Source organism: Bartonella sp. CL71SXKL (assembly GCF_042194935.1).
GTDB lineage: Bacteria > Pseudomonadota > Alphaproteobacteria > Rhizobiales > Rhizobiaceae > Bartonella.
In genome coordinates this window covers 14,388-36,116 of record NZ_JBHINI010000014.1, presented here as the reverse complement: position 1 = coordinate 36,116, position 21,729 = coordinate 14,388, and the positions used below count along the sequence as shown (strand labels likewise).

Annotated in this window: 16 protein-coding genes; 15 read left to right on the top strand and 1 reads right to left on the bottom strand. The window is 38.9% G+C overall.

Annotated features, from left to right (window positions below):
- Nucleotides 1-169: 169 nt before the first annotated feature.
- From ACFILA_RS07445 to ACFILA_RS07375, 15 genes are all read left to right on the top strand, one after another.
- The gene (locus tag ACFILA_RS07445) at nucleotides 170-484 is read left to right on the top strand and encodes a type IV secretion system protein VirB7 (RefSeq protein ID WP_375660913.1); all 315 of its coding nucleotides are present in this window, start codon (nucleotides 170-172) and stop codon (nucleotides 482-484) included.
- Nucleotides 438-1,142, top strand: a complete 705-nt coding sequence (locus tag ACFILA_RS07440) for a virB8 family protein (protein WP_273790958.1) — start codon at nucleotides 438-440, stop codon at nucleotides 1,140-1,142. Before ACFILA_RS07445 ends, ACFILA_RS07440 begins: the two co-directional genes overlap by 47 nt.
- Nucleotides 1,139-2,005 (top strand): P-type conjugative transfer protein VirB9, encoded by an 867-nt coding sequence (virB9, locus tag ACFILA_RS07435; protein ID WP_375660912.1) that lies wholly within the window; start codon nucleotides 1,139-1,141, stop codon nucleotides 2,003-2,005. The genes ACFILA_RS07440 and virB9 overlap by 4 nt, the downstream gene beginning before the upstream one ends.
- Nucleotides 1,998-3,158, top strand: coding sequence for a type IV secretion system protein VirB10 (gene virB10, locus ACFILA_RS07430; protein ID WP_375631334.1), 1,161 nt, complete (start codon nucleotides 1,998-2,000; stop codon nucleotides 3,156-3,158). The genes virB9 and virB10 overlap by 8 nt, the downstream gene beginning before the upstream one ends.
- Nucleotides 3,155-4,225 carry a P-type DNA transfer ATPase VirB11 gene (virB11, locus tag ACFILA_RS07425; RefSeq protein ID WP_273790955.1) on the top strand — a complete coding sequence of 357 codons (1,071 nt, stop codon included), beginning with the start codon at nucleotides 3,155-3,157 and terminating at the stop codon, nucleotides 4,223-4,225. The genes virB10 and virB11 overlap by 4 nt, the downstream gene beginning before the upstream one ends.
- 107 nt (nucleotides 4,226-4,332) lie before the next feature.
- Nucleotides 4,333-4,506 (top strand): antitoxin VbhA family protein, encoded by a 174-nt coding sequence (locus ACFILA_RS07420; protein ID WP_375631348.1) that lies wholly within the window; start codon nucleotides 4,333-4,335, stop codon nucleotides 4,504-4,506.
- 10 nt (nucleotides 4,507-4,516) lie between these two features.
- Nucleotides 4,517-6,148 (top strand): BID domain-containing T4SS effector, encoded by a 1,632-nt coding sequence (locus tag ACFILA_RS07415; RefSeq protein ID WP_375654521.1) that lies wholly within the window; start codon nucleotides 4,517-4,519, stop codon nucleotides 6,146-6,148.
- A 155-nt stretch (nucleotides 6,149-6,303) separates the two neighbouring features.
- A complete protein-coding gene (gene traG / locus ACFILA_RS07410) occupies nucleotides 6,304-8,220 on the top strand; it encodes a Ti-type conjugative transfer system protein TraG (RefSeq protein ID WP_273790952.1) in 1,917 nt (638 codons plus the stop codon).
- Nucleotides 8,221-9,285: 1,065 nt separating this feature from the next.
- Nucleotides 9,286-9,507, top strand: a complete 222-nt coding sequence (locus ACFILA_RS07405) for a hypothetical protein (protein ID WP_375631330.1) — start codon at nucleotides 9,286-9,288, stop codon at nucleotides 9,505-9,507.
- Nucleotides 9,501-11,099 (top strand): BID domain-containing T4SS effector, encoded by a 1,599-nt coding sequence (locus ACFILA_RS07400; protein WP_375637744.1) that lies wholly within the window; start codon nucleotides 9,501-9,503, stop codon nucleotides 11,097-11,099. The genes ACFILA_RS07405 and ACFILA_RS07400 overlap by 7 nt, the downstream gene beginning before the upstream one ends.
- A gap of 310 nt (nucleotides 11,100-11,409) precedes the next feature.
- Nucleotides 11,410-12,549 (top strand): BID domain-containing T4SS effector, encoded by a 1,140-nt coding sequence (locus tag ACFILA_RS07395; protein WP_375660911.1) that lies wholly within the window; start codon nucleotides 11,410-11,412, stop codon nucleotides 12,547-12,549.
- Between the two features lie 343 nt (nucleotides 12,550-12,892).
- Complete coding sequence (locus ACFILA_RS07390) at nucleotides 12,893-13,735, top strand: BID domain-containing T4SS effector (RefSeq protein WP_375660910.1); 843 nt, start codon at nucleotides 12,893-12,895, stop codon at nucleotides 13,733-13,735.
- A gap of 353 nt (nucleotides 13,736-14,088) precedes the next feature.
- Nucleotides 14,089-15,369, top strand: coding sequence for a BID domain-containing T4SS effector (locus ACFILA_RS07385; protein ID WP_375660909.1), 1,281 nt, complete (start codon nucleotides 14,089-14,091; stop codon nucleotides 15,367-15,369).
- Between the two features lie 211 nt (nucleotides 15,370-15,580).
- Nucleotides 15,581-17,461 (top strand): BID domain-containing T4SS effector, encoded by a 1,881-nt coding sequence (locus ACFILA_RS07380; protein ID WP_375660908.1) that lies wholly within the window; start codon nucleotides 15,581-15,583, stop codon nucleotides 17,459-17,461.
- 317 nt (nucleotides 17,462-17,778) lie between these two features.
- A complete protein-coding gene (locus ACFILA_RS07375; protein WP_375660907.1) occupies nucleotides 17,779-20,997 on the top strand; it encodes a BID domain-containing T4SS effector in 3,219 nt (1,072 codons plus the stop codon).
- A gap of 287 nt (nucleotides 20,998-21,284) precedes the next feature.
- Here the strand turns inward: ACFILA_RS07375 and ACFILA_RS07370 are convergent, their stop codons facing one another.
- On the bottom strand, nucleotides 21,285-21,443 hold the full coding sequence (locus ACFILA_RS07370; protein WP_375660906.1) for a hypothetical protein: 159 nt from the start codon (nucleotides 21,441-21,443) through the stop codon (nucleotides 21,285-21,287).
- Nucleotides 21,444-21,729 lie beyond the last annotated feature (286 nt).

The window sequence follows — 21,729 nt, the reverse complement described above, 5'->3', positions numbered from 1 at the left end:
CCTTGCGTGCGCCCTTTGGCGCACGCACCATGATCTTTTTCCATGAAAGATCTAGCATCTTGGGTCTTACAACAAAACCAATCAAAATCTTGCATCATATAAATTTGTAAAAATGTTCAGAATAAAGGCTCTCATGCATTGTATTCCAAGATATTTGTGAGTTCAAAAAATGAAACGAAAAATAACTTTTGTTATGGTCCTAACAATCGCTCTTACTGGTTGTGCCTCTTTGAGTGGCCCTAAAAAACCACCACGCTGTAATGGCAAACATACACGTGCTTTAAATAAAGATAAGTGGAATTGGGACAATAAAAACGTTGTCCACTCAGAAAAGAGCGTAAAGCCTGTTACCACTCCCATCATTCTCAATACTTTGGAAAGTGAAAAGGTAACAGCCAATTTGGCACTCAATCCAGCTTTATTAAAGCCGGTTATTCATGAAGCACGATCTGATAAAAAAGTGGAGGTTATGCGTGAAAAGTGATGCCCTTGAAGAATATATAAAAGAAGCGCGCTCATTTGACATTGATCGCATGCATAGCATGCGCGTGCGGATGAAAATTTCCATGGCTTTAACAGTGCTTTTGGGATTGATGACGATTGCGCTGGCTTTAGCTGTCGCAGCTTTGACGCCTTTGAAAACAGTAGAGCCTTTTGTTATCCGCGTTGATAACTCAACAGGCATTATTGATACTGTAAGCGCCCTAAAAGAATCCCCTAACGACTATGATGAAGCGATAACGCGTTATTTTGCCAGCCAATATGTTCGTGCTCGTGAAGGTTTTCAAGCATCCGAAGCAGAAAACAATTTTCGCTTAGTTTCTCTTTTATCTTCTCCAAAAGAACAAAACCGTTTTGCAAAATGGTACGCGGGCAATAATCCAGAAAGTCCGCAAAATATTTATCATAACATGATTGCTACGGTCACAATCAAATCAATCTCTTTTATAAGCAAAGATCTTATCCAAGTTCGTTACTATAAAACGATCAGAGACTTTAATGAAAAAGAAAATATTTCCCATTGGATTTCAATCTTAAATTTTTCCTACGTGAACGCACACATTTCAACGTCTGATCGTCTTATCAACCCTCTTGGTTTTCAAGTATCGGAATATAGATCTGATCCAGAGGTGATAAAATGATCAGACTTTTACAAACAATCTCTTTAATTTTTACGATCACTCTCAGCTTTCACACAGTTCTCTCACTTGCAGAAACAGCGCCTGTCAGTGCACGTAAAGATAACCGCATCAGATTTGTCAATTATGACCCCTACAACGTCGTACAAATCATTGGCTCCATTCGCTCTTCGGTTCAACTAGAATTTGCCGTTGATGAAGAAGTAACCTATGTAGGAATTGGAAATTCGGTTGCTTGGCAAGTTGCTCCGGCTGGACACTTTGTTTTTCTCAAACCACGTGAAGTCCAACCTGTGACCAATTTACAAATTGTCACAAGCCGCCAAGATGGAACACAACGCTCTTATCAATTCGAGCTACAAGTCCGTGAAGGTGATGTTTCAGCCGGCAATGAGACGTATTTCTTGGTAAAGTTTCGTTACCCAGAAGATGAAGCATTACGTAAGAAATTAGCCGAAGCAGAAAAAGAAAAACAACGTGAAGAAAACTTTGTCAATGATATTTTAAATATCCATGAAGATTTTGGACCACGCAATTGGGCTTATGAAGCCCAAGGCTCTTCCCTTATTGAACCCGCTTCTGTCTATGATAATGGGAAAACAACAACCTTTATCTTTTTAGGCAACATTGAAATCCCTGCCATTTACATTGTATCGCCTGATGGGCAAGAAGCGCTTATTCCCAAATCAATTAAAGGCAACAAAGTTATTGTTCATGCAACAGGTGCACAATTCACGTTACGACGTGGGAATGAAGTATTGTGCATCTTTAATAAAAGGTTCGTACCAGAAGGAATTAATCCTGAAACAGGTACGACATCACCATCTGTACAACGTAAAATGAACCTAGGAAGCAGCCATGAATAACACCGTGGATGAAAAAAGCATTAATGATCGCGATACAATAAAAAATGCTCAAGGGAAAAGTCAACAGAACAATGTGGGGAAAGCTATTGCTCTTATTATTCTTTTCAGTGTCTGTCTTTATTTAGCCTATTCAACACTTGTTACAGACAAAAAACAACCAATTGAATCTTCAAAAGAAGGAAACGTTATAAAACAAACAGAGCTTTTTCGCCCTGCAAAGCCTACCCCTCCCCCCTTTGAACAGCCTCAACGAAATAACGCTCTATTACCAAAAGTCGAGCTACCAACACCAAACATCAATCAATTAAATTCTGATAACTCACTGCTGGAAGCAGCACAACGTGCTCCTGTATTAGCTTATGCAAGTACACAACAAGGCAAAATAAATTCACAAACAAATAATGGTGTTTTGCCTCACCAACTTGAAAGCAAACCTGATGAAATAACACAACGTTTTAATCATCTTCTTAAACCCACAGTGCTTGAAGGTATTCGTGCTTCAACCCTTGGCAATCGAAACTACATCATCGCGATGGGAACGTCTATCCCTTGTATTTTAGAAACAGCCATCAACAGTGATCAACAAGGTTTTGCCAGTTGTATTGTTTCCAGAGATATCTTATCAGACAATGGTCGTGTTGTCCTTCTTGATAAAGGCACCCAAATTGTTGGTGAATATCGCGCCGGATTGAAAAAAGGCCAAACACGTCTCTTTGTACTATGGAATAGAGCAAAAACCCCCAATGGTATCATTATATCCTTAGCTTCACCGGCAACGGATGCTTTAGGGCGTTCTGGTATGGATGGAGATATTGATAACCATTGGCTTGAGAGGATTGGGTCTGCGCTTCTTGTATCACTAATAAAAGATGTAACACACTATGCCAATAAACGTTTATCAAAAAAACAGGAAAAAGAAGAAACTGAAACAGTCTCTTCAGGACAAAACATCGCAAACATTCTCGTAGAAAATTACGCCAATATTCCTCCCACATTATCCAAAAACCAAGGGGAAATGGTGAATATCTTTGTTGCCCGCGATTTAGATTTTTCCAGCGTTTATAAATTGAAAGTCATCGAAAACAAAAAACAGATTATCAATCGAGCTGTTTCAAGAAACTTTTACAAAAATTCGGCGGTAACTTTAGAATGAACTCAAACTTACATACCATGAGCGATGAAACCGTTGCGATTGTTCTCACAAAACTTGAACCCATCAGTACTTTTTTGAAAGATGATAGTCTCTTTGAAATTGTTATCAATCGTCCCTATCAAGTAATGACTGAAGGGTTTGATGGATGGAAAACAATAGAAGCTCCGGCTCTCTCTTTTAATGAGCTTATGGGGATTGCGAAAGTTGTCGCATCCTATTCCAAGCAAAACATATCGGACAAAAACCCAATATTATCTGCAACGCTACCAGGCAATGAGCGTATTCAAATTGTCATTCCGCCCGCTGTCGAAAAAGACACGATTAGTATGACAATTCGTAAACCGTCATCGCAGAGTTTTTCTCTCGAAGAGCTCGCAAATAAGGGCCTCTTCTCGCTATGTGAACGGGTATCTTTCACGCCCTTGCATGACTATCATTCTCGTTTTAACGAACTCAAAATCATCGAGCATAACTTAGCTCATGCCTACTGTAATAAAGACTTTGTCTCCTTTTTAAATCAAGCTGTAGAATGCCAAAAAAATATTTTAATTGCGGGAAAAACCGGTTCGGGTAAAACAACATTATCAAAAGCATTAATCGCAAAAATCCCTCAAGAAGAGCGTATTATCACCATCGAAGACACACAAGAATTGGTGATACCACACCCTAACCATGTCTCAATGTTCTATTCAAAAGATGGACAAGGCTTAGCCTCCGTTGGCCCCAAAGAGTTGCTTGAATCATCTTTACGGATGCGTCCTGATCGTATTCTTTTGCAAGAACTTCGAGATGGTACAGCCTTTTATTATATCCGCAATGTCAATTCAGGTCATCCAGGCTCCATTACAACGGTTCATGCCTCAACAGCCCTTGCAGCCTTTGAGCAGATGACCCTTTTGGTCAAAGAAAGTGAAGGCGGTGGTGATTTAGAGCGTGATGATATTCGAGGACTGTTGATTTCAATGATTGATATCATCATCCAATGCAAACGGATTGAAGGAAAATTTAAAGTCACAGAAATTTATTACGATCCCTTCAAACAACGAAACATCTTTGGAGGGGACTAAAGGAAGATCACACCGGCTGCCAAAGGCTCTTTTAAAGAAACGATTGCAAATAAAAGGAAAAATGCGTGAAAACCAAAGAAACAGAAAACAGAGAAAATCTTTTATCGATGACAGAAGAAGAATTGAAAAAACGCCGTGAAGCCGTTGAATCAGCCATCAGCACCCATGCAATAGAGGGAATAGCGCTTCATTCCAAAACGTTGAAAATTTTAGAAGAATACGCAAAGGGGAATATTTCACTCGAGGAATTTAATACTCTTATGGACAACACGACATTATAAGGAAGCTACAATGCCAAAAGAAAAATTAAAAAAAACAGATGTGACATCCACAGTGCCTTCCCCTGAACATTATATGTATCCTAAAAGCAAAACATTAAAAAATAAATATGGAATAACAAACCTTGACGCTTTTACGGCAAGATGTGCGCATGATTCAGCAAAAGCGATGGTTAATCTGCGTGAAGCCCCCTTACCAGAAAAGTTTGATAGCTCCTATCTATGCCTTATTCATCAATGTCTATTTGAAAATACCTTTGAATGGGCTGGACAAACCCGCAATGTTCCCTTTACATTTGAAGATGGTACTACTGCCGTCGCTCCAGTAATGAAAAAAATAACAAATTTTGCAGTCGGTAGCGAATTACAAGAAGGTTTACAAAAATTAGATCAAACGCTTGCCGAAAAAAATAATTTGCAGGATTTATCATGCAAAGAATTTGCTTATGAAGCAGCCAAAATATTTGCCTCTCTCAACTATACACACCCCTTTAGAGAAGGCAACGGACGTACACAACGGATCTTTTTTGAAAATCTTGCCAAAGCCGCAGGGCATCAGCTTGATTTTTCACTGGTTACAAAAGAACGCATGTTGGTTGCTAGTGTTGCAGCAATACAAAATGACAATCTAGAACCAATGCAACATCTGTTTGACGATATCTCTAATCCCAATAAAATACCTCTTTTAAAGGAATTCATGAGCAACACGAAAGAACTTGGGCGTAGTGTGAATGATCGCCCTGTTATGGTCACAAAGGAAGGTGAAACCTACACGGGCACCTATAGAGGTGCTGGTCTTAACAGCTTTGCCTGCAATGTAAAAGGAGCTTACATTATCGGCAATAAAGAACATCTCACACCAGAACAACTCAAAACATTAAAACCCGGTGATAAATTTACCTTTACCGTTCCCAAAACAAAAGAGCTTGAAAGCATTCTCATTCCAGAAGAGAAATTAGCCCCTTTGACAAAAAATGAAACGGCCCAAATGGTTGCAGAAGATGCCTGTGTCCACGTAAGCCTAAAACAGGTCCAGAAACTGTCAAAAATTGTTTATGGTAATACAAAAACATTAGACAAACAGATGGTAGAAATCATCAAAAATCCAAGCTTAGGCCAACAGCTCGCCAACAAGATTGAAAGGGCACCGAGCTCTGTTTCTCGTCTTGCAGGTTTCAGTTTATGTGGACTACAAAATCAGGCACGTGCAAACGCTAAAAATCATATTGGTATGCTCTGTACTGCCGTTGCAAATTTCGCGTATGCTGTAAAATATGCTGAAAAGGAAATCACGCAAGAACATGCAACAGAACAAAGTCGCCTTGCAAAAACAATAGAAATGCCAAGTCAAAGCTTGCAAGATCTCCTCGCCTTGCCAAAAGAATTACAGCAAGAAGCTTTAGCAAAAAATTCTTTATGTCAAAAAGAGCTCAGCAACTTTGTAAAAAAGATCAACACCCGTCTTTCACCAAATGAACATAAAGCAGTTCAAAATAATGATTATGAAACACTGGCTCAAAGCATTGGTGTATCAGAAAATAAAGCCAAACAAATTACACAAATTATTAAGCAAACCAAAGAAGTACATCAGCAAGCACAAATATGCACAATGCGCCATTCCAAAGCATTCGCTATGGCCTGCTAAGAATGGATAAAACCTTCCTCCTTGATGAGAAAGGCTCATAAACGAAAACTGTTTGGCGTTATCTGCACCTTTGCAAAAAGAGATGAGAGTTAATATCACGTACCTGAAAAAGAGCATTTCGCAACATATTCTGATAGAATTGAGAGTAAAATACAATGAAATATACCAAAACACAAATGGTACTTATTTTAACACCAATCGCTTTAGGTGCTTTAACGATATTCCTTGTCCCTCATTTTTTACTGTTAATAACAAATGGACTAAAGAGCGATCAAATTTATTGGACTCTTCGTTCTGAGCCTTTATTAGTCTTAGCACTAACGGCTGCTGTTTCATTGTTGTATAGTCTGTCGCAAAAACTGCACTTACGTAAAATAATCACTTTTGTCTCCGTTGTTTTTTTTGGAACAACCGCTCTTTACTATATTGGTGGTGAAATAAAACGTTTAAGTCCCTATGTTGGCCAACAAGGAATAACGTGGAGCTATGCGCTTCAATTCATGGACCCCATGGTTGTCTTTGGCATCATAATTGGTGGTTTTCTTTCCATCATTCAATTCATAACAACCTCTCCACCTAAAAATAAGGTCAAGCGTGCAAAAAAAGGTGTTTTTGGTGAGGCCTCTTGGATGAATTTAAGAGAGGCAGCAAAAATCTTTCCTGCCAATGGGCAAATTGTTGTGGGTGAAAGATACCGTGTTGATCAAGATAATGTGTGCAAAATTCCCTTTGCGCCTGGCAATAAAACAACATGGGGAAAGGGTGGAACAGCCCCTTTGCTAACCTTTAATCTTGATTTTGGTTCAACTCATATGATCTTTTTTGCTGGTTCTGGTGGCTATAAAACCACAAGTACAGTAGTTCCTACGTGTTTAACCTATCCAGGGTCTATTGTTTGTCTTGATCCTTCAACAGAAGTTGCCCCAATGGTCAAATTTGCGCGTCAAAAGATGGGGAATAGAAATGTCATTGTTCTCGATCCCAATTCATTTTTAACAAAAAATTTTAATGTCATCGATTGGCTTTTAGACGACAGCGTACCACGCACACAACGCGAAGCGAATATTGTAAGCTTTTCCAAGTTGCTCCTTACAGATAAAAAATCAGACAATTCTTCAGCAGAATATTTCTCGACACAAGCCCATAATTTATTAACAGCTCTTCTTGCTCACGTTGTATTTTCTGATGAATATGAAGACAGCGAGCGCAATTTAAAAACATTGCGTGGCATTCTCTCTCAATCAGAAACAGCTGTTGTTAATCAATTACGCATGATTCAAGAAACAACACCTTCTCCTTTTATTCGTGAAATGGTTGGTATTTTTACAGAAATGGCAGAACAAACCTTTTCAGGAGTCTATACAACCGCCTCAAAAGATACCCAATGGCTTTCTTTGTCCAATTACGCAGATCTTGTCTGCGGAGATGATTTTTTTTCCTCAGATATTGCAAATGGCAATACAGATGTTTTTCTCAATCTCCCCGCAAGCATTTTAAACAGTTATCCAGCTATTGGACGTGTAATTATTGGCGCCTTTCTCAATGCCATGGTTACAGCAGACGGTAACTATAAAAAGCGTGTTTTATTTGTCTTAGATGAAGTTGATCTTCTAGGCTATATGAATATTTTAGAAGAAGCACGCGATCGTGGACGTAAATACGGTACATCCTTAATGCTTTTTTATCAATCCTCTGGTCAGTTGGTCAATCACTTTGGAGAAGCCGGAGCACGCTCATGGTTTGAAAGCTGCTCCTTTGTCAGCTATGCTGCCATTAAAGACCTCCAAACAGCCAAAGACATTTCAGAACGCTGTGGCCAAATGACCGTTGAAGTCACCGGAACAAGCAAATCAAGAGGCTTATCCTTAGGAAAGAGTTCATACAACGTCAATTACCAACAAAGAGCCCTGATTTTACCCCATGAAGTTATTCAAGAAATGCGTCAAGATGAACAAATTATTCTTATGCAAGGACACCCCCCTTTGCGATGTGGTCGCGCCATTTATTTCAGAAGAAAAGAAATGTTAGCCGCAGCTGCAAAAAACCGCTTTGCCCCACAAAAGAAAAACTAACCTCCTATTATGAGATCTTGACTATGAAAAGAACAACCACAAAAACAACATAGATTTCTATTTTTTAAAAACCCGTTAACAAAAAGTTTTTGAACGCTTCCTCACACATATAAGGAAAACATGATAAAAAAATCCGTGTTTTTTCCTTTTTGTATTTTGTGTATCGTTTTACCAGCGCCCATCATCTTTATAAAAATACCACCCCCTCAAATCACCTATAACTAAACCAACATCTCCACTTGGGAAAGTCTGCAAATACATTCCTACAAAGCTTTTTGTGTATAATTTATCTCCTACAAACAACCAAAAACATTTCACAACGCTAATCCCCAATATCAAGACTTAAGAAAAACAAAAGATTGATCTTTGAGACAAGAACTCTCAAAACACCCACACTCAAGAACATCGATTTTTCCCAAAAAACATTTAAGATATACATCAAAATGAATAAATCATTCTTATACAAGCTTTTCCCCCTTTACGATATCATAAAGTGTTCTATTTTAATGATAAAGCGCTGAAAAAGGCTTTTCTCCCAACCAAAGAAAGAGTTTTCTCTCTTATGGATCTTAGAGCAGCGCAATACAATAAGAGCAACAATACAAAATAAAAAACATTTTGTTGCAAAAATACACAAACAAGATGTTCGTATGGCAAGATATTCATATGGAGCAGTAAGAAAAACATAATGGAGAAAAATTCTTGATAACTGCTTTTACCCATAGATTCACCAATCTGAGTACTGTGTATAAAAAGTACCAGCACCATCCGCTAACCAAGAGCGATCGCACCCGCCATATCCACGCCCCTCATCAAAGCGCTCTTGCAAACAACTTTGTTAAAGGAAAAAAACAACAATTTTAAGCAACATTTTTCTTTTTGACCTCTTCCTTACACCTCAAAGAACGAAGATTTTACCCAAAGTCAATTTGTAGAAAATTCATTTTCTAACTACTCATGGGATTCATATCAAGGCCCTCAATACCAGTATTTTACAGCACAAGGTAATAAACAAAGGAACCATCAGAAAAACTTTTCAAAAATAAATGAAAAAAGAAAATAGGCATGAAAACAATCATAACAGAACATTTTGCACCTCTTACACCAAAAACCTTTCAAAAGCATCACAAAACGATTGCTACAACTATCCATACACTGGAGGGAAAAGTGCTTTCTCTCATAACTACCAAAATCTCAAAAGAATACGCGAAGGGGAATTTTTCACATGCAGCGTTTAAGACGCTCATCAACCACCACCCTACCTACTTAGGAGAGATTATATGTTAGAGCAAAATTATCTATATAAAGGTACCCCAACACTCAAAAATAAATATGGCATAAAAGACCCCAAAAAACTGTATGAACGCTGTGCTCATGATACCGCCAGAGAAGCCGTCAATTTTCGCCACGAACCACTTCCACAAAAATTTGATGCTTCCTATCTAAAACTAATCCACTGGAGCCTCTTCCACAGAACTTTTGAATGGGCTGGAAAAACCCGCGATACATCCTTTACATTTGAAGACGGCACCACTGCCCATATGCCGGCGATGCGTCCCAAAGGTTATGAAGTTCCTTTTGCTATCGGACCGCAGATTCAAAAAGAACTAAAACAACTCGAAAAAACACTTAATGAGAAGAACAATTTAAAAGGTTTATCGCGCCAAGAATTTGCTGAAAATGCCGCAGAAGTTTTTATGGCGCTCGAGCACGCACATCCTTTCAGAAAAGGGAATGGGCGCGTCAATCGAATGTTTATGGAAAAACTTGGACAAGCCGCAGGACATACCATTGACTTTTCTTTCATCACAAAAGGACGCATGACAGCAGCTTGTATTGAAGCCATGCAATATGGCAATCCCCAACCGATGAAAGATCTTTTTGAAGATATCACACATCCGCAAAAATCCCTTGTTTTAAAAGAATTCATCTCCCAAATGAGAAACGCGGGACTGGATGAAATTAACAATCGTGTTGTTGTTGCAACAAAAGAAGATGTAACCTACGAAGGCGTCTTTAGAGGTTTTTCAGCAGAAGGTTTTGTCATGGAAGTAGAGGGTGCTTTCGTAGTCGGCCACAAAGATGATCTCCCCCCAGAACTCGTCAAAACATTACAAAACGGTACTCGCCTCTGCTTTCAAAAAACCAACGTTCAAAATGTAAAAGAAATATTGATCCCAAAAGAAACATTAGAATCTCTCACCCATGAAGAGTTATTCACAAAGATTTCAAATGACGCTTATGTTGAAGCATGCCGAAAAGAAATCAAAAATTTATCAAAGACTGTTTATGGTAAAATCCACGCCTTAAATACAAAAATAGATATCTTAACGGCTGATCCAAGCTTAGGAAATCAATTTGCTGATGAAATTTTACAAAACCCTCAATCAATTTCTAAACTTGCAGGGAGAAAAATACTTGACATGAAAAGCCCAAATCGCAGACTGGCGGAACAAACTGCTCCACAACTCAGCCAAGCCCTTAAAAATTATGCCACAATAACACAACAAACAAAAGAAGAAATTTTAGAGCAACATCAAAGAGAACAAAATCGCCTGAGTCACACTGTCGAAACACCTGGAAAAAATTTACAAAACCTTTTTGCCTTACCAAGAGAACAACAAAAGGAAGCTTTATTGCATTCTCTAACACTACGACAAGAACTCCATCACTTTTCGCGCCAACTACACAATCGTCTATCCTCAGAAGAGCGTAAAGCCATACAAGAAAAAGATCATACCAGACTAGCGTGCCTCCTTGGGACATCGGAAAGCAAAGCAAAAGAAATTGCGAATACTGTAAAGAACACCCAAGAAGCACAATGTCAAGCCCGCAGCTTGAAAGTTAGTCGCTCTTCATCGCTTGCTCTTACCGGCTAAAAACGCGTGAACTTTTGCCTTCCAACTAACTCTTAGCGCCAATCATTTTATCTCCATTACGCTCACCAATTGTTTTAAAATGGTACAAAAAATAGTCCTAAAAATGAATCCTTTAATTTGATGTAACTTATTGATAATATTTCATAAAAAAACTGTATAAAAGACATAAATGTCCACTATATATCAATATGAATAGCGCAAAATCTTTGGAGGTCATTTAATTTGATATCTTACCTTATCCTAAAGTTGTTATCAAAAAAGTGAGGAATGCGCCAAAGAGGTTTTCTAAAAATATTGAAAGGAAACAGCCATGAAAAAAAGTCACCCACAACCAGCCCCCCAGAACCCACAACCCCAGAGCCAAGACCCCCTCTATGCCAAGGTTAATAAACCACCCAAAGAACAGCGCAACCCACAACACTATACACTTCAACAACCACCAGAAACGGTCTTTGCTCCCAAAAAGCCACTTGACCAACAAAACCTAGGATCTCCTAATGTAGAAGACCTCTACGCAAAGGTTAATAAACCACCCAAAGAACAGCGCAACCAACAACAATACACACTTCAACAACCAGCAGAAACGATCTATGCTCCCCAACAGCCACTAGGAAATCCCTATGACAGACTTGGTGGAAGACCAAGTGATGGGCGACGCACCAACAGACTCGTAGACCCCTATAAAATAACGGACTTGGAAGCGCAAGGTTGGCAAACACCCTATGATACAATTGGTGGAGGAGCACAGGGTGGAGGACATCGCCAAGAACCGGAACATCTCTATGCAGAGCTTAACTTTGATGAACGTGGTGAGCCCTCTCCCCAAAGACCACTCGAATCTGTCTATACAACGGTTGGCATGGGGGCTGAAGGTGGGCAAGAGTCTGAACAACTAGAAAATCCTATCTACCAAGGTGTTGGCAGAGCAGCAACACCCCCTCCCAGAACCCCAAAAGATGTGGTTACAACAAGGCTTTTAAAAAACGTAGACTTTCAATATGGTGTAAGAGAAACGCAAGAGTGGTGCAGAGTTGTTTATGGTAACGAACATGCTTTGAATCAACAACTTGCTAAAATTCTTGACGATCCTCAAAATGCAGAGCAAATCTTATGGGGCCTTGCAGAAAATCCTGAAAGCGCTGGTAAGCTTGCGGGGAGCAAAATACTTGGTGTAAAATCTCCAAGCCGCAGAGAAGCTGAAGATGGTTTTTCTCCCCTTTGCTCAGCTCTTGAGAGGCATATACATACGGCAAAAAAGCTCCATAAACAGTTTACACGGGAGCATGAAAGAGAAAGAGGTCAAAGACAAGAAAGTCCAGAAAGAGAAGCAGAACACAGACACCACCACCACCATCATCATCGTCATGCAAGAAGACAAGAACAAAATAGTCCAGAGCACAGCCCACAAAGACAAAGACATGGAGAAAAAGGAATGGCTTTTGCCATGTAAGTGGACATAAACGTAAAAACAGATAGTTTTTGTTTTTCATTTAATCTTTTTTTCATAGAATCTCTTGGCGCAAATCATTTCATAGCGATTGCGCCAAGAGTTGTTTTAGAATGTTACAAAAAATAGTTCTAAAAGTGGATCCTGTAATTTATTGTAACTTATTGATAAAATTTCATAAAAAAACTGTATAAAAGACATAAATGTTCATTACATATCAATATTGAATAGCGCAGAATCTTTGGCGGTCATTCGGTTGGATATCTTCCTTTATATAAAAGTTATCAAAACTAAAAGTGGGGAATGCACCAAAGAGGTTTTCTAAAAATATTGAAAGGAAATATGTATGAAAAAACATCATCCACATCCTTCTGCAAATCCAGAAGCCCTCTATGCACAAGTTAAGAAACCAACCAGAGGAAACCAGCGCGGTCCAACCCCAGAAGAGGAAGTTACATACGCAACTGTTAGTAGTGTTTCTCCTTCAAGAGGGAGACACCATAATCAAAGGCAACAAGAATCTGAAACCGATTACACAGAGGTTGCTCCCCCAAAACGCGAAGAAGAAGTTACATACGCAACTGTTAGCAGTATTTCTCCTTCCAAAGGGAGACACCATAATCAAAGGCAACCAGAATCTGAAACCGACTATACAATGGTTGCTCCACAACAAAGAGGAAGACCTTCATCTTCCCTCACAGCTGATCAAATAAGTGTCATGCTTTTAAAAAGTCCACAAGTTCAAGCATATGCACAAGAGGTCGTGCATTGGGGTACAACTGTTTATAACAGTGACACGCTTTTCCAACAGCACTTGCAAGACATACTTAAAGATCCCACTAAAGGAAAAGAGCTTTCAAATCAACTTGCTGAAAATCCTGAATCTATGCACAGGCTTGCTGGACGCTCCACACTTGGCTTAAAAAATCAAGCACGCAAAGCAGCTGAAGACGGTTTTAAACTGCTCGTTGATGCCATTGATGGTTATACGAAAGCTGTAGAAAATGCAACGGAACAGCTATTGCACACCCCTCTAGCGGAACAAAGACGCCGTCAAGAAAATTCTCAGCAAGTTGAGAGACACCATCATCGTCATCATCATCACACAAGAGGACAAGAACACAATAGTCTAGAGCACAGCCCTCAACGACAAAGACATGGAGAAAAAGGATTTTCTTATGCCATGTAAGGAGGCATAGACGTAAAAACAGATAGTTTTTGTTTTTCATGTAATTTTTTTTCAGTGAGTTTCTTGGCGCAAATCGTTTCATCGCGATTGCGCCAAGAATTGTTTTAGAATGTTACAAAAGATAGTCCTAAAAATGGCGCCTGTAATTCACGACAACTATTGATAACTTATTGATAATATTTCACAAAAAAACTGTATAAAAGACACAAATGTCCATTAAGCTGATTGCAAATAGCGCAGATCTTTGGAAACTCATTCAGCTCGATATTTCTTTTGTCTCAAAGCGATCCAAGCATAAAAGGCAAGAATGCACCAAAGAGGTTTTCTAAAACAATTTTTGAAAGGAAACATGCATGAAAAAAAACCACCCTCATCCTTTTCCATCCTCTTCAATACAAGAACTTATAAAGCTCTATGAACAAGCAGCGGCAGAGGTCTCAGGCGCAGCCCCCCTTCCTAAAGAAACGCCTTCAAAAAGCAAAAGACTGTCATCTATACCGGAAGAAGATGAGGAAAGACAATCTCTTTTAAGCGAAGAAACTGTATATACATCAACAAATCCAACAGCTTCGTTAACAAGAGGCAGCTCGACCAAAAGACCGCAAAAAACTGAAACGACACACGCAACAATTCCTTCACAAGTTACCCAAAGGACAACAAGAGTTCTCTCAGAGGAAGAAATCATTCTATTGCTTCCACACCATTCATTGGTTCGAACCTATCAAGAAGAAATCCAACGTTTATCCGCAAGTGCCTATGGTAACCCAAATATTTTGCAAGAAAAAATGCAAGAAATTCAAAGAAATCCAGCTGCAGGAGAAGAGCTCTCATGGCGCATGGCAGCCTATCCTGAAAGTATTGCTAAACTTCCAGGCACCAGCATGTTGGGCTTTAAAAATCAAGTGCGTAGACAAGCGGAAGAGAGTTATTCCACTCTCAGTATCACCATTGATTGTTATACAGAAGCTGTAAAACAGGCAAGAGAGAACCTCTTACAATCTCCAGAGCAAGAACTCAAAAACTATGAACGCTTTATGGGGAAGGAAGCCGTCGCTAAACTTCTACAAAAACCAGATCAACGTGAAAAAGCAACGCTTTCAGAAGTAGAAATTTCTACCCAAATTCACCAACATTCAAAAGTCAAAAGACACCATGCCCAAATCCAATATTGGTGCGGTGTTGTTTTTGGCAACAAAAACATTTTGCAATCACAAGTGGAAACACTTTTCCAAAACCCTGAAACAATAGAAGCACTCGCACAGCAACTTGTCGGAAATCCTCAATCTTTTCACAAGTACGCTGGTCGTAAATTTTGTGGCTTTAAAAATCAAGCACGCAGGCATGCTGAAGCTGGTCTTTCTCACCTCATTGACGCCACTGACAATTATGCAACGGCTGTAACACAAGTAAGAGAGAGCATTTCACAAACCGAGCAGATAAAACAAAAACACAATGAAGCATCTTCTGAGAGATCGCAAAACTTGCATCAACAACAAAGCGTCTCACAGTCTGCTCAACGCCCCGAGCCTTCAATAGTAACGCATGAAGAAGCAACAACCTCTACGCAACAAAGAGAAACAGATATTCGTCCTCGCAAAACTACCGCCCCAAAAGCGATGGCTTTTGCCAGCTAAACAGGACATAAGTTTTCACATTAAATCTAACATCTTGGCGCAACACAGAACAGGGGTGTTTGCGCCAAGAAAGCCCCATCTTGTGAAACCATTCAGTTTGATATCTGCTCTCGTAAAGACCGAGTAAAAAAGCATAAAACAGAATAAAAACCAACGTACGTTTTTAAATAGTATTTAAAAACAATATTGGAAGAGTTTGAAAGGAACATGCATGAAAAAAAGAAATCCCTCCCCTTTTATCACCGAAATGATGGAAAAATTTCAACAACCGGCTGAACAATCCCCCACCAGAACCCCTCCTTCCCAAGTTTCTCAAAATTTGCCAAAACCAACTGTAGAAAAACGCCCAGAAAATTTATCACACCACCCAAAGGTTGCGCCACCGCCCCCCCCCCGCATGAGAGCAAACACTCAAACCAGCACAATGCCCTCCAGCGCTAAAATCCCCAGCACCAAAACCCAAGAGATACCTCCTCTACAAACAAAAGTAGCTCCGCCCAAACCCCCACGCACAAAAGAAAATCTACAACCCAGCTCACAAATCCAAGAACGCTCCTCTCCGCACACAAAAACGCCTCCACAAAGACCACCACGTGCAAAAGATAGAGAACAAAACAAAACAACAGCTCAAGAGAGAGAACTCCTCTATGCAACGCCTACTTCGCAAACACCCCCACGCATGAGGGAAAAAGCACAAACCGGAACAAAAATCCCCAGCTCACAAATCCAAGAAAACTCCTCTCCGCACACAAAAGCAGCTCCACAAAGACCACCACGTGCAAAAGATAGAGAACAAAACAAAACAACGGTTCAAGAGAGAGAACACCTCTATGCAACGCCTACTTCGCAAACATCGCCACGCATGAGAGACAGAGTGCAAAACGGTACAAAAATCCAAAATCCTGAAACATACGACCCAAGTGTTAGACCCAAAACACCATCACATATGAAAGTCAGACAGCAAAGCAGTTCATCATCACAAGACAGTGGAACATATGCCGTCCCTCCTTCAAGAAAACCGCACCGTATGGAAAACAGAAAACAAAGCGATACTATCGTCCCAAAACCTGCCTCTCCACACACAGCAATTGAACAACCAAAACCGTCTCACGGACAAAAATCATCTATTAATACAATGGAAAGAGAGCTGTTACTCGTAGCATATCAAGAAGAAATACGATTTTTGTGCGAAAAGGTTTATGGCAACAGGCTTATTTTAGAAGAAAGAATAGAAGCAATCAAAGAAAACCCCAATATGGGAGAACAGCTCTTATGGGATATTACAGAACAGCCTAAGTCTATTTCTAAGCTTGCTGGTAGAAAAGTTCTCGGCATAAAAAATAACGCGCGCAAACAAGCTGAAGAAACTCTTCCTACCCTATGTGCTGCTATTAACGGTTATATGTATACTTCAAAATATACAAAAAGTGAAAATATTTCACAAGGTTCTCACACGGAACAACAACATCAGCGACAAGCACAAGAGAAAGAGCCAATAAATCAACATTTACAAAATTCGCTCAATTCAGAAAAGAAAATAAAACCTCTCTCAAATCAGGAAATTGCCCGCAGAGTTCAACAAGATCCATCGGTTCAATATGGTCAAAGAGAGATCCAATATTGGTGCCAAATTGTTTATGATGATCCATTTATTTTACAATATAGAATGGAAGATATGCACAAAATTCCAGAGATGGGAGAAGAGCTTGTATTTCAAATTAAAAAGGATTCTACATCTTTTGCTCCACTTGCTGGTAGAAAAACCCTTGGCATAAAAAACGGAGCACGCAAAGCCGCTGAAGAAAATATCCCTACCCTTTGTACCGCCATTAAGGACTATGCTGATACAATAAAACAGTTAAGAGAAACCATTGTGCAAAACCATCAGGAAGAACAACAAAAACGTCATCAACCACTTACCGATCTCGATAAAAAATTACGAAAGCAGCAAAGCTTATCGCAGCCCCCGAAGCTGCCTGAACGCTCAACAGTAAAGCGGCATCAAGAAGTTGCAGAAACTTGTAGACAAGAAGACCAGCCGCATATTCGACCGCGCAGAGCCGAAACATCAAAAGCAATGGCTTTGTCGTGATAAATCTCCTAATTGTTGGCTTTTTATCCAAAACTTTGGTGCAATTATCTTGCCAAGATTGCATCAAAGACGGTGTGTGAAATACAGAAAACTTTGAATAAGACACCCCTTTATTTTACAGAATTCATTGATAAAATTTCACGATAATACTTCAAAATTATAAACTTTAACTTTGTTCCATGCGAATAAGGTCAATTTTTTCAATCATTCAAATAGGCATTCTTCTTTGAAGAAAACGCTATGAAAATAACATAAGGCAAAAAATGTAAACAAAGAAGATTTCAAAAAATAATGTTACCATTTGAAAGGAAATATGCATGAAAGAAAACACAGAACATTGTGCCTCCTCTACACAGGAAGAATTGCAAGAACAACACTCTGTAATTAATGCAGCCATTTCAAAGCAAATCAATGAAGAAGCGCAAAATTTTTTCTACCCCAATAGCAAAGTGCTTAAAAATAAATACCGCATCAAAGATAAAGAAATATTAAAAGAATGCTGTTCTAATGATGTAAAAAAAGAAATGATAAAACTGCATCAAGAACCTCTACCAGAGCAGTTTAATGCCTCTTATCTAAAATATCTTCATCAACGCCTCTTTTCCCGTGCATTTGAATGGGCCGGACAAACACGCGAAGAGCCTTTTACATTTGAAGATGGTACTGTTGCTTCTATGCCCATTTTGAAAAGAAAAGAATTTACAAAACCTTTTGCGATTGGCAGAAAAATACAGAAGGGACTAGAAAAGTTAGATAAAACGCTTTCTGAAAAGAATAATTTACAAGGCTTAACGCGCGAAGAATTCGTTGAACAAGCCGCTGGAATAATGATAGATTTGCACCACTTGCATCCTTTCAGAGAGGGCAATAGGCGCACAAAGAGACTGTTTGTTGAAAAACTCGCTCAAGCAGCAGGACATGAGCTAGACTTTTCTCTTGTGAGCAAAAAACGTAAAGACTTTGTCCGCGCCGCTGCCATGGAACATGGCGATCCAGAGCCTATGAAGCATCTGCTTGAGGATATCTCAAATCTAGAAAAATTGCTCATTTTACAAGAATTTACCAACTCTATGAGAGAGCTTGGATTGGATGAAAAAAATTATTATCTCACTGTCGTCGCAAAAGAAGGAGAAACCTATCATGGTACCTACAGAGGCAGTGGACCCAATGGCTTCATGCTTGATGCCAACGGGACTTTCATCTTAGGAAATAAAAAAGATCTCACCCCAGAGCAAATACAGACATTAAAAATCGGTGACGCCCTCTCCTTTACAGCGCCCAAAACTCAAAACCCAGAAAAAAACATTGCTTCCAGAAAAAAAAGAGCCGTTCTCACAAACGATGAAATAACTGAAAAGAGCAAAGACAACGCATCCATTCAAACAAAGAAAAAAGAAAAAGCCCATTTTTCACCATGGAGTGCCCCTCATGCTTTACATGACAGCATTGAAGTTATGCCCGAAAATTTGCAAGAACAAGAACAAATGACCAAACCAATTGCTCAATCTGCTTCCTCTATGAGGCAAATGCAAAAAGATTTCCAAAAAAACATTTTACAGACCAGCAATACAGCGACAAATAATCCAATATCTGTCCAAATGACAAAGGAAAAACGCTCTGATCATCAAGAAAGAATGAAACAGCCCCCAAAAAAAGCAATGGCATACTGGGACACTGGTACAAAAAAAACGGACACCGTCCCTCTCACCTTACAGGAGAAATTATCCTCATCGCCTCAAACTGAAGAAAATAAGACAATGTACCGTAATTTCTTTTGCCCTAATAGTATCACCTTAAAAAATAAATATGGAATAAACGACTATAAAAAATTAAAAGTGCAATGTGCCCATGATACAACAAAAGCAATCATTCATCTACGCCAAGAAGCGCCACCGCAAAAACTAACTTCCACATATCTCCAATATATTCATCACACCCTATTTAAAAATACTTTTGAATGGGCCGGACAAACACGCGAAAAACCATTTACATTTGAAGATGGTACCGTTGCTTATATGCCAATGATGAAAAAAGCTGGGATTTCTTTTGCCTCAGCAAAACAGATACAAGAGGGACTAGAAAATTTAGATAAAATACTTGCTGAAACGAATAGTTTAAAAGGCTTAACCCGCGAAACATTTATTGAACATGTCACTGAAATGTTGATACAGCTCAACTATACGCATCCCTTCAGAGAAGGTAATGGACGCACACAACGAATGTTTTTTGAAAAACTTGGGCAAGTTGCTGGCCACACACTCGACTTTTCTCTTGTAACAGAAAAACGCATGAATCTTGCCAGCATTGCATCGCTAAAACATAACGATAAGGAAGAGATGAAACATCTGCTTGAGGATATCTCAAATCCAGAAAAAATACTTATTTTAAAAGAATTCATGGACAATATGAAACATATCGGATTTGAGAGTCTTCATAATCATCTTATTATAACAGCAAAAGAAGGTCATACCTATAAAGGCTTCTACAGAGGCAGTGGGTCCAATGGCTTCATGCTTGATGCCAACGGGATTTTCATCTTGGGAAATAAAAAAGATCTCACCCCAGAGCAAATACAGACATTAAAAATCGGTGACGCCCTCTCCTTTACAGCACCAAAAGTTCAAAACCAGCAAGAAGTGCTTATCCCCGCAGAAACAATAGCCCCCCTTACCAACAATGAAATTGCCACAAGGATAAAAAACAACGCATCCATTCAAGCAAGAAGAAAAGAAATCGAAACTTTGTGTCAAATCATTTATGGCAATCGTCATATTTTGCAGGAAAGAATTGAGATGATCCATGAAAATCATACTGAAGGAGAACAGCTCACCTATCAAATTACCACCTCTCCCCAATCTATTTCTAAGCTTTCTGGTAGCAATGTATTTGGCATAAAAAACAACGCGCGTGCCCATGCTGAAGCAAATATTTTGCCCCTCTGTAGAGCCATTGATCGTTATATCAATATTTTTAAACAAACAGAAAGAGACATTCTCCATACCCATCATGTAAAACAAAGGCGGTGTGAACAGTCGGTAAAAATTCCTGAGGCTTGGATGAAAAATCTCTTTTCCTTGTCAAAAGCACAACAGCAAGAAACTTTATCAAACTCTCCTGAATTAAGGGGGGAGATAAGGACTTATATCAAAAAAATCAATGAGCGCTTATCCTCAAGCGAGCATGAAGCTATAAAGGAAAATAATCCTGAAAAACTTGCGAAGAGTCTTGGTACATCAACCGTTAAAGCAAAAGAGATTATGGAAATAATCAAGCAGATAAAAGAGATAGAACAGCATATACAACCCATGTATTTTTATAACCATAAATTCGATGAGCGCTTAGCACCAAACCAGTATCAATCTATCCAGCATCAATCTATAAAGAAAAATAATGAAAAAAAATGTTCCAACACTCTTGATAAAGAAGCAATTAAAGTGCAAAAAATGACAGAAAACGTCAATCAGAGTCCTAAAAGACAAGAAAATATTCAACCTCACAAAACAGAGCACACAAAAGCAATGGCAATGAATATCTAAAGGGTCCATAAACTTTAACTTTTTTGCCCTCTCTGGTAAAAATGATAGCCTTTACCCCCCCTGCCTTCATCGGCAAATCAATCGACCTCAACGAGAATGGAAACCATGAAAGAGCAATTTTATCTTATTTTCTCAGATGTTATCCTCATCAACTGTGAAAAGAAACCTGAACAGGAAAAATAAAAGGATCAATCATTTTTGAAAATGATAATGAATCACTTTCATTACCTGTCGTGCTAAAAACAGACAAAATGCTGTTGAAAGATCACGTCTTCCTATCCTTTTGTTTATGTAATCTCTAAAACGAAAAGGCAGCCAAATTTGGAGAGAACATAAAGCCGTAAAAGTGAAAACCAATCACCAGCTTTACCATTACCTTTTAGCTCAACCTTACGACTTTTTAAAACATCTAAAGCGCTGTTTTTTAAATAATGGAAATTGCACATTGTTTCATGCTTTTATTTTATTTGCGTTCTTTAAATAGGGTCATGCCCCTCACGTAAAACAGTAAGGTATTGGGTTGCATTATTCACGACATCAAAACATAAAGAGAAATTATCATTATATATCCTTATATGTCCCTTAAAACTGTTATGATATTTCTCCCATATTTCAGTTTGAAAAAGAAATTTTAATTATTTTATGGCAACAATAAAAATTTTAATGCAACAGTAAACAAGGAGCATAAAAAAGTCTTCAAGCACCATTGTTGACAGAGAGATAAACACCGTC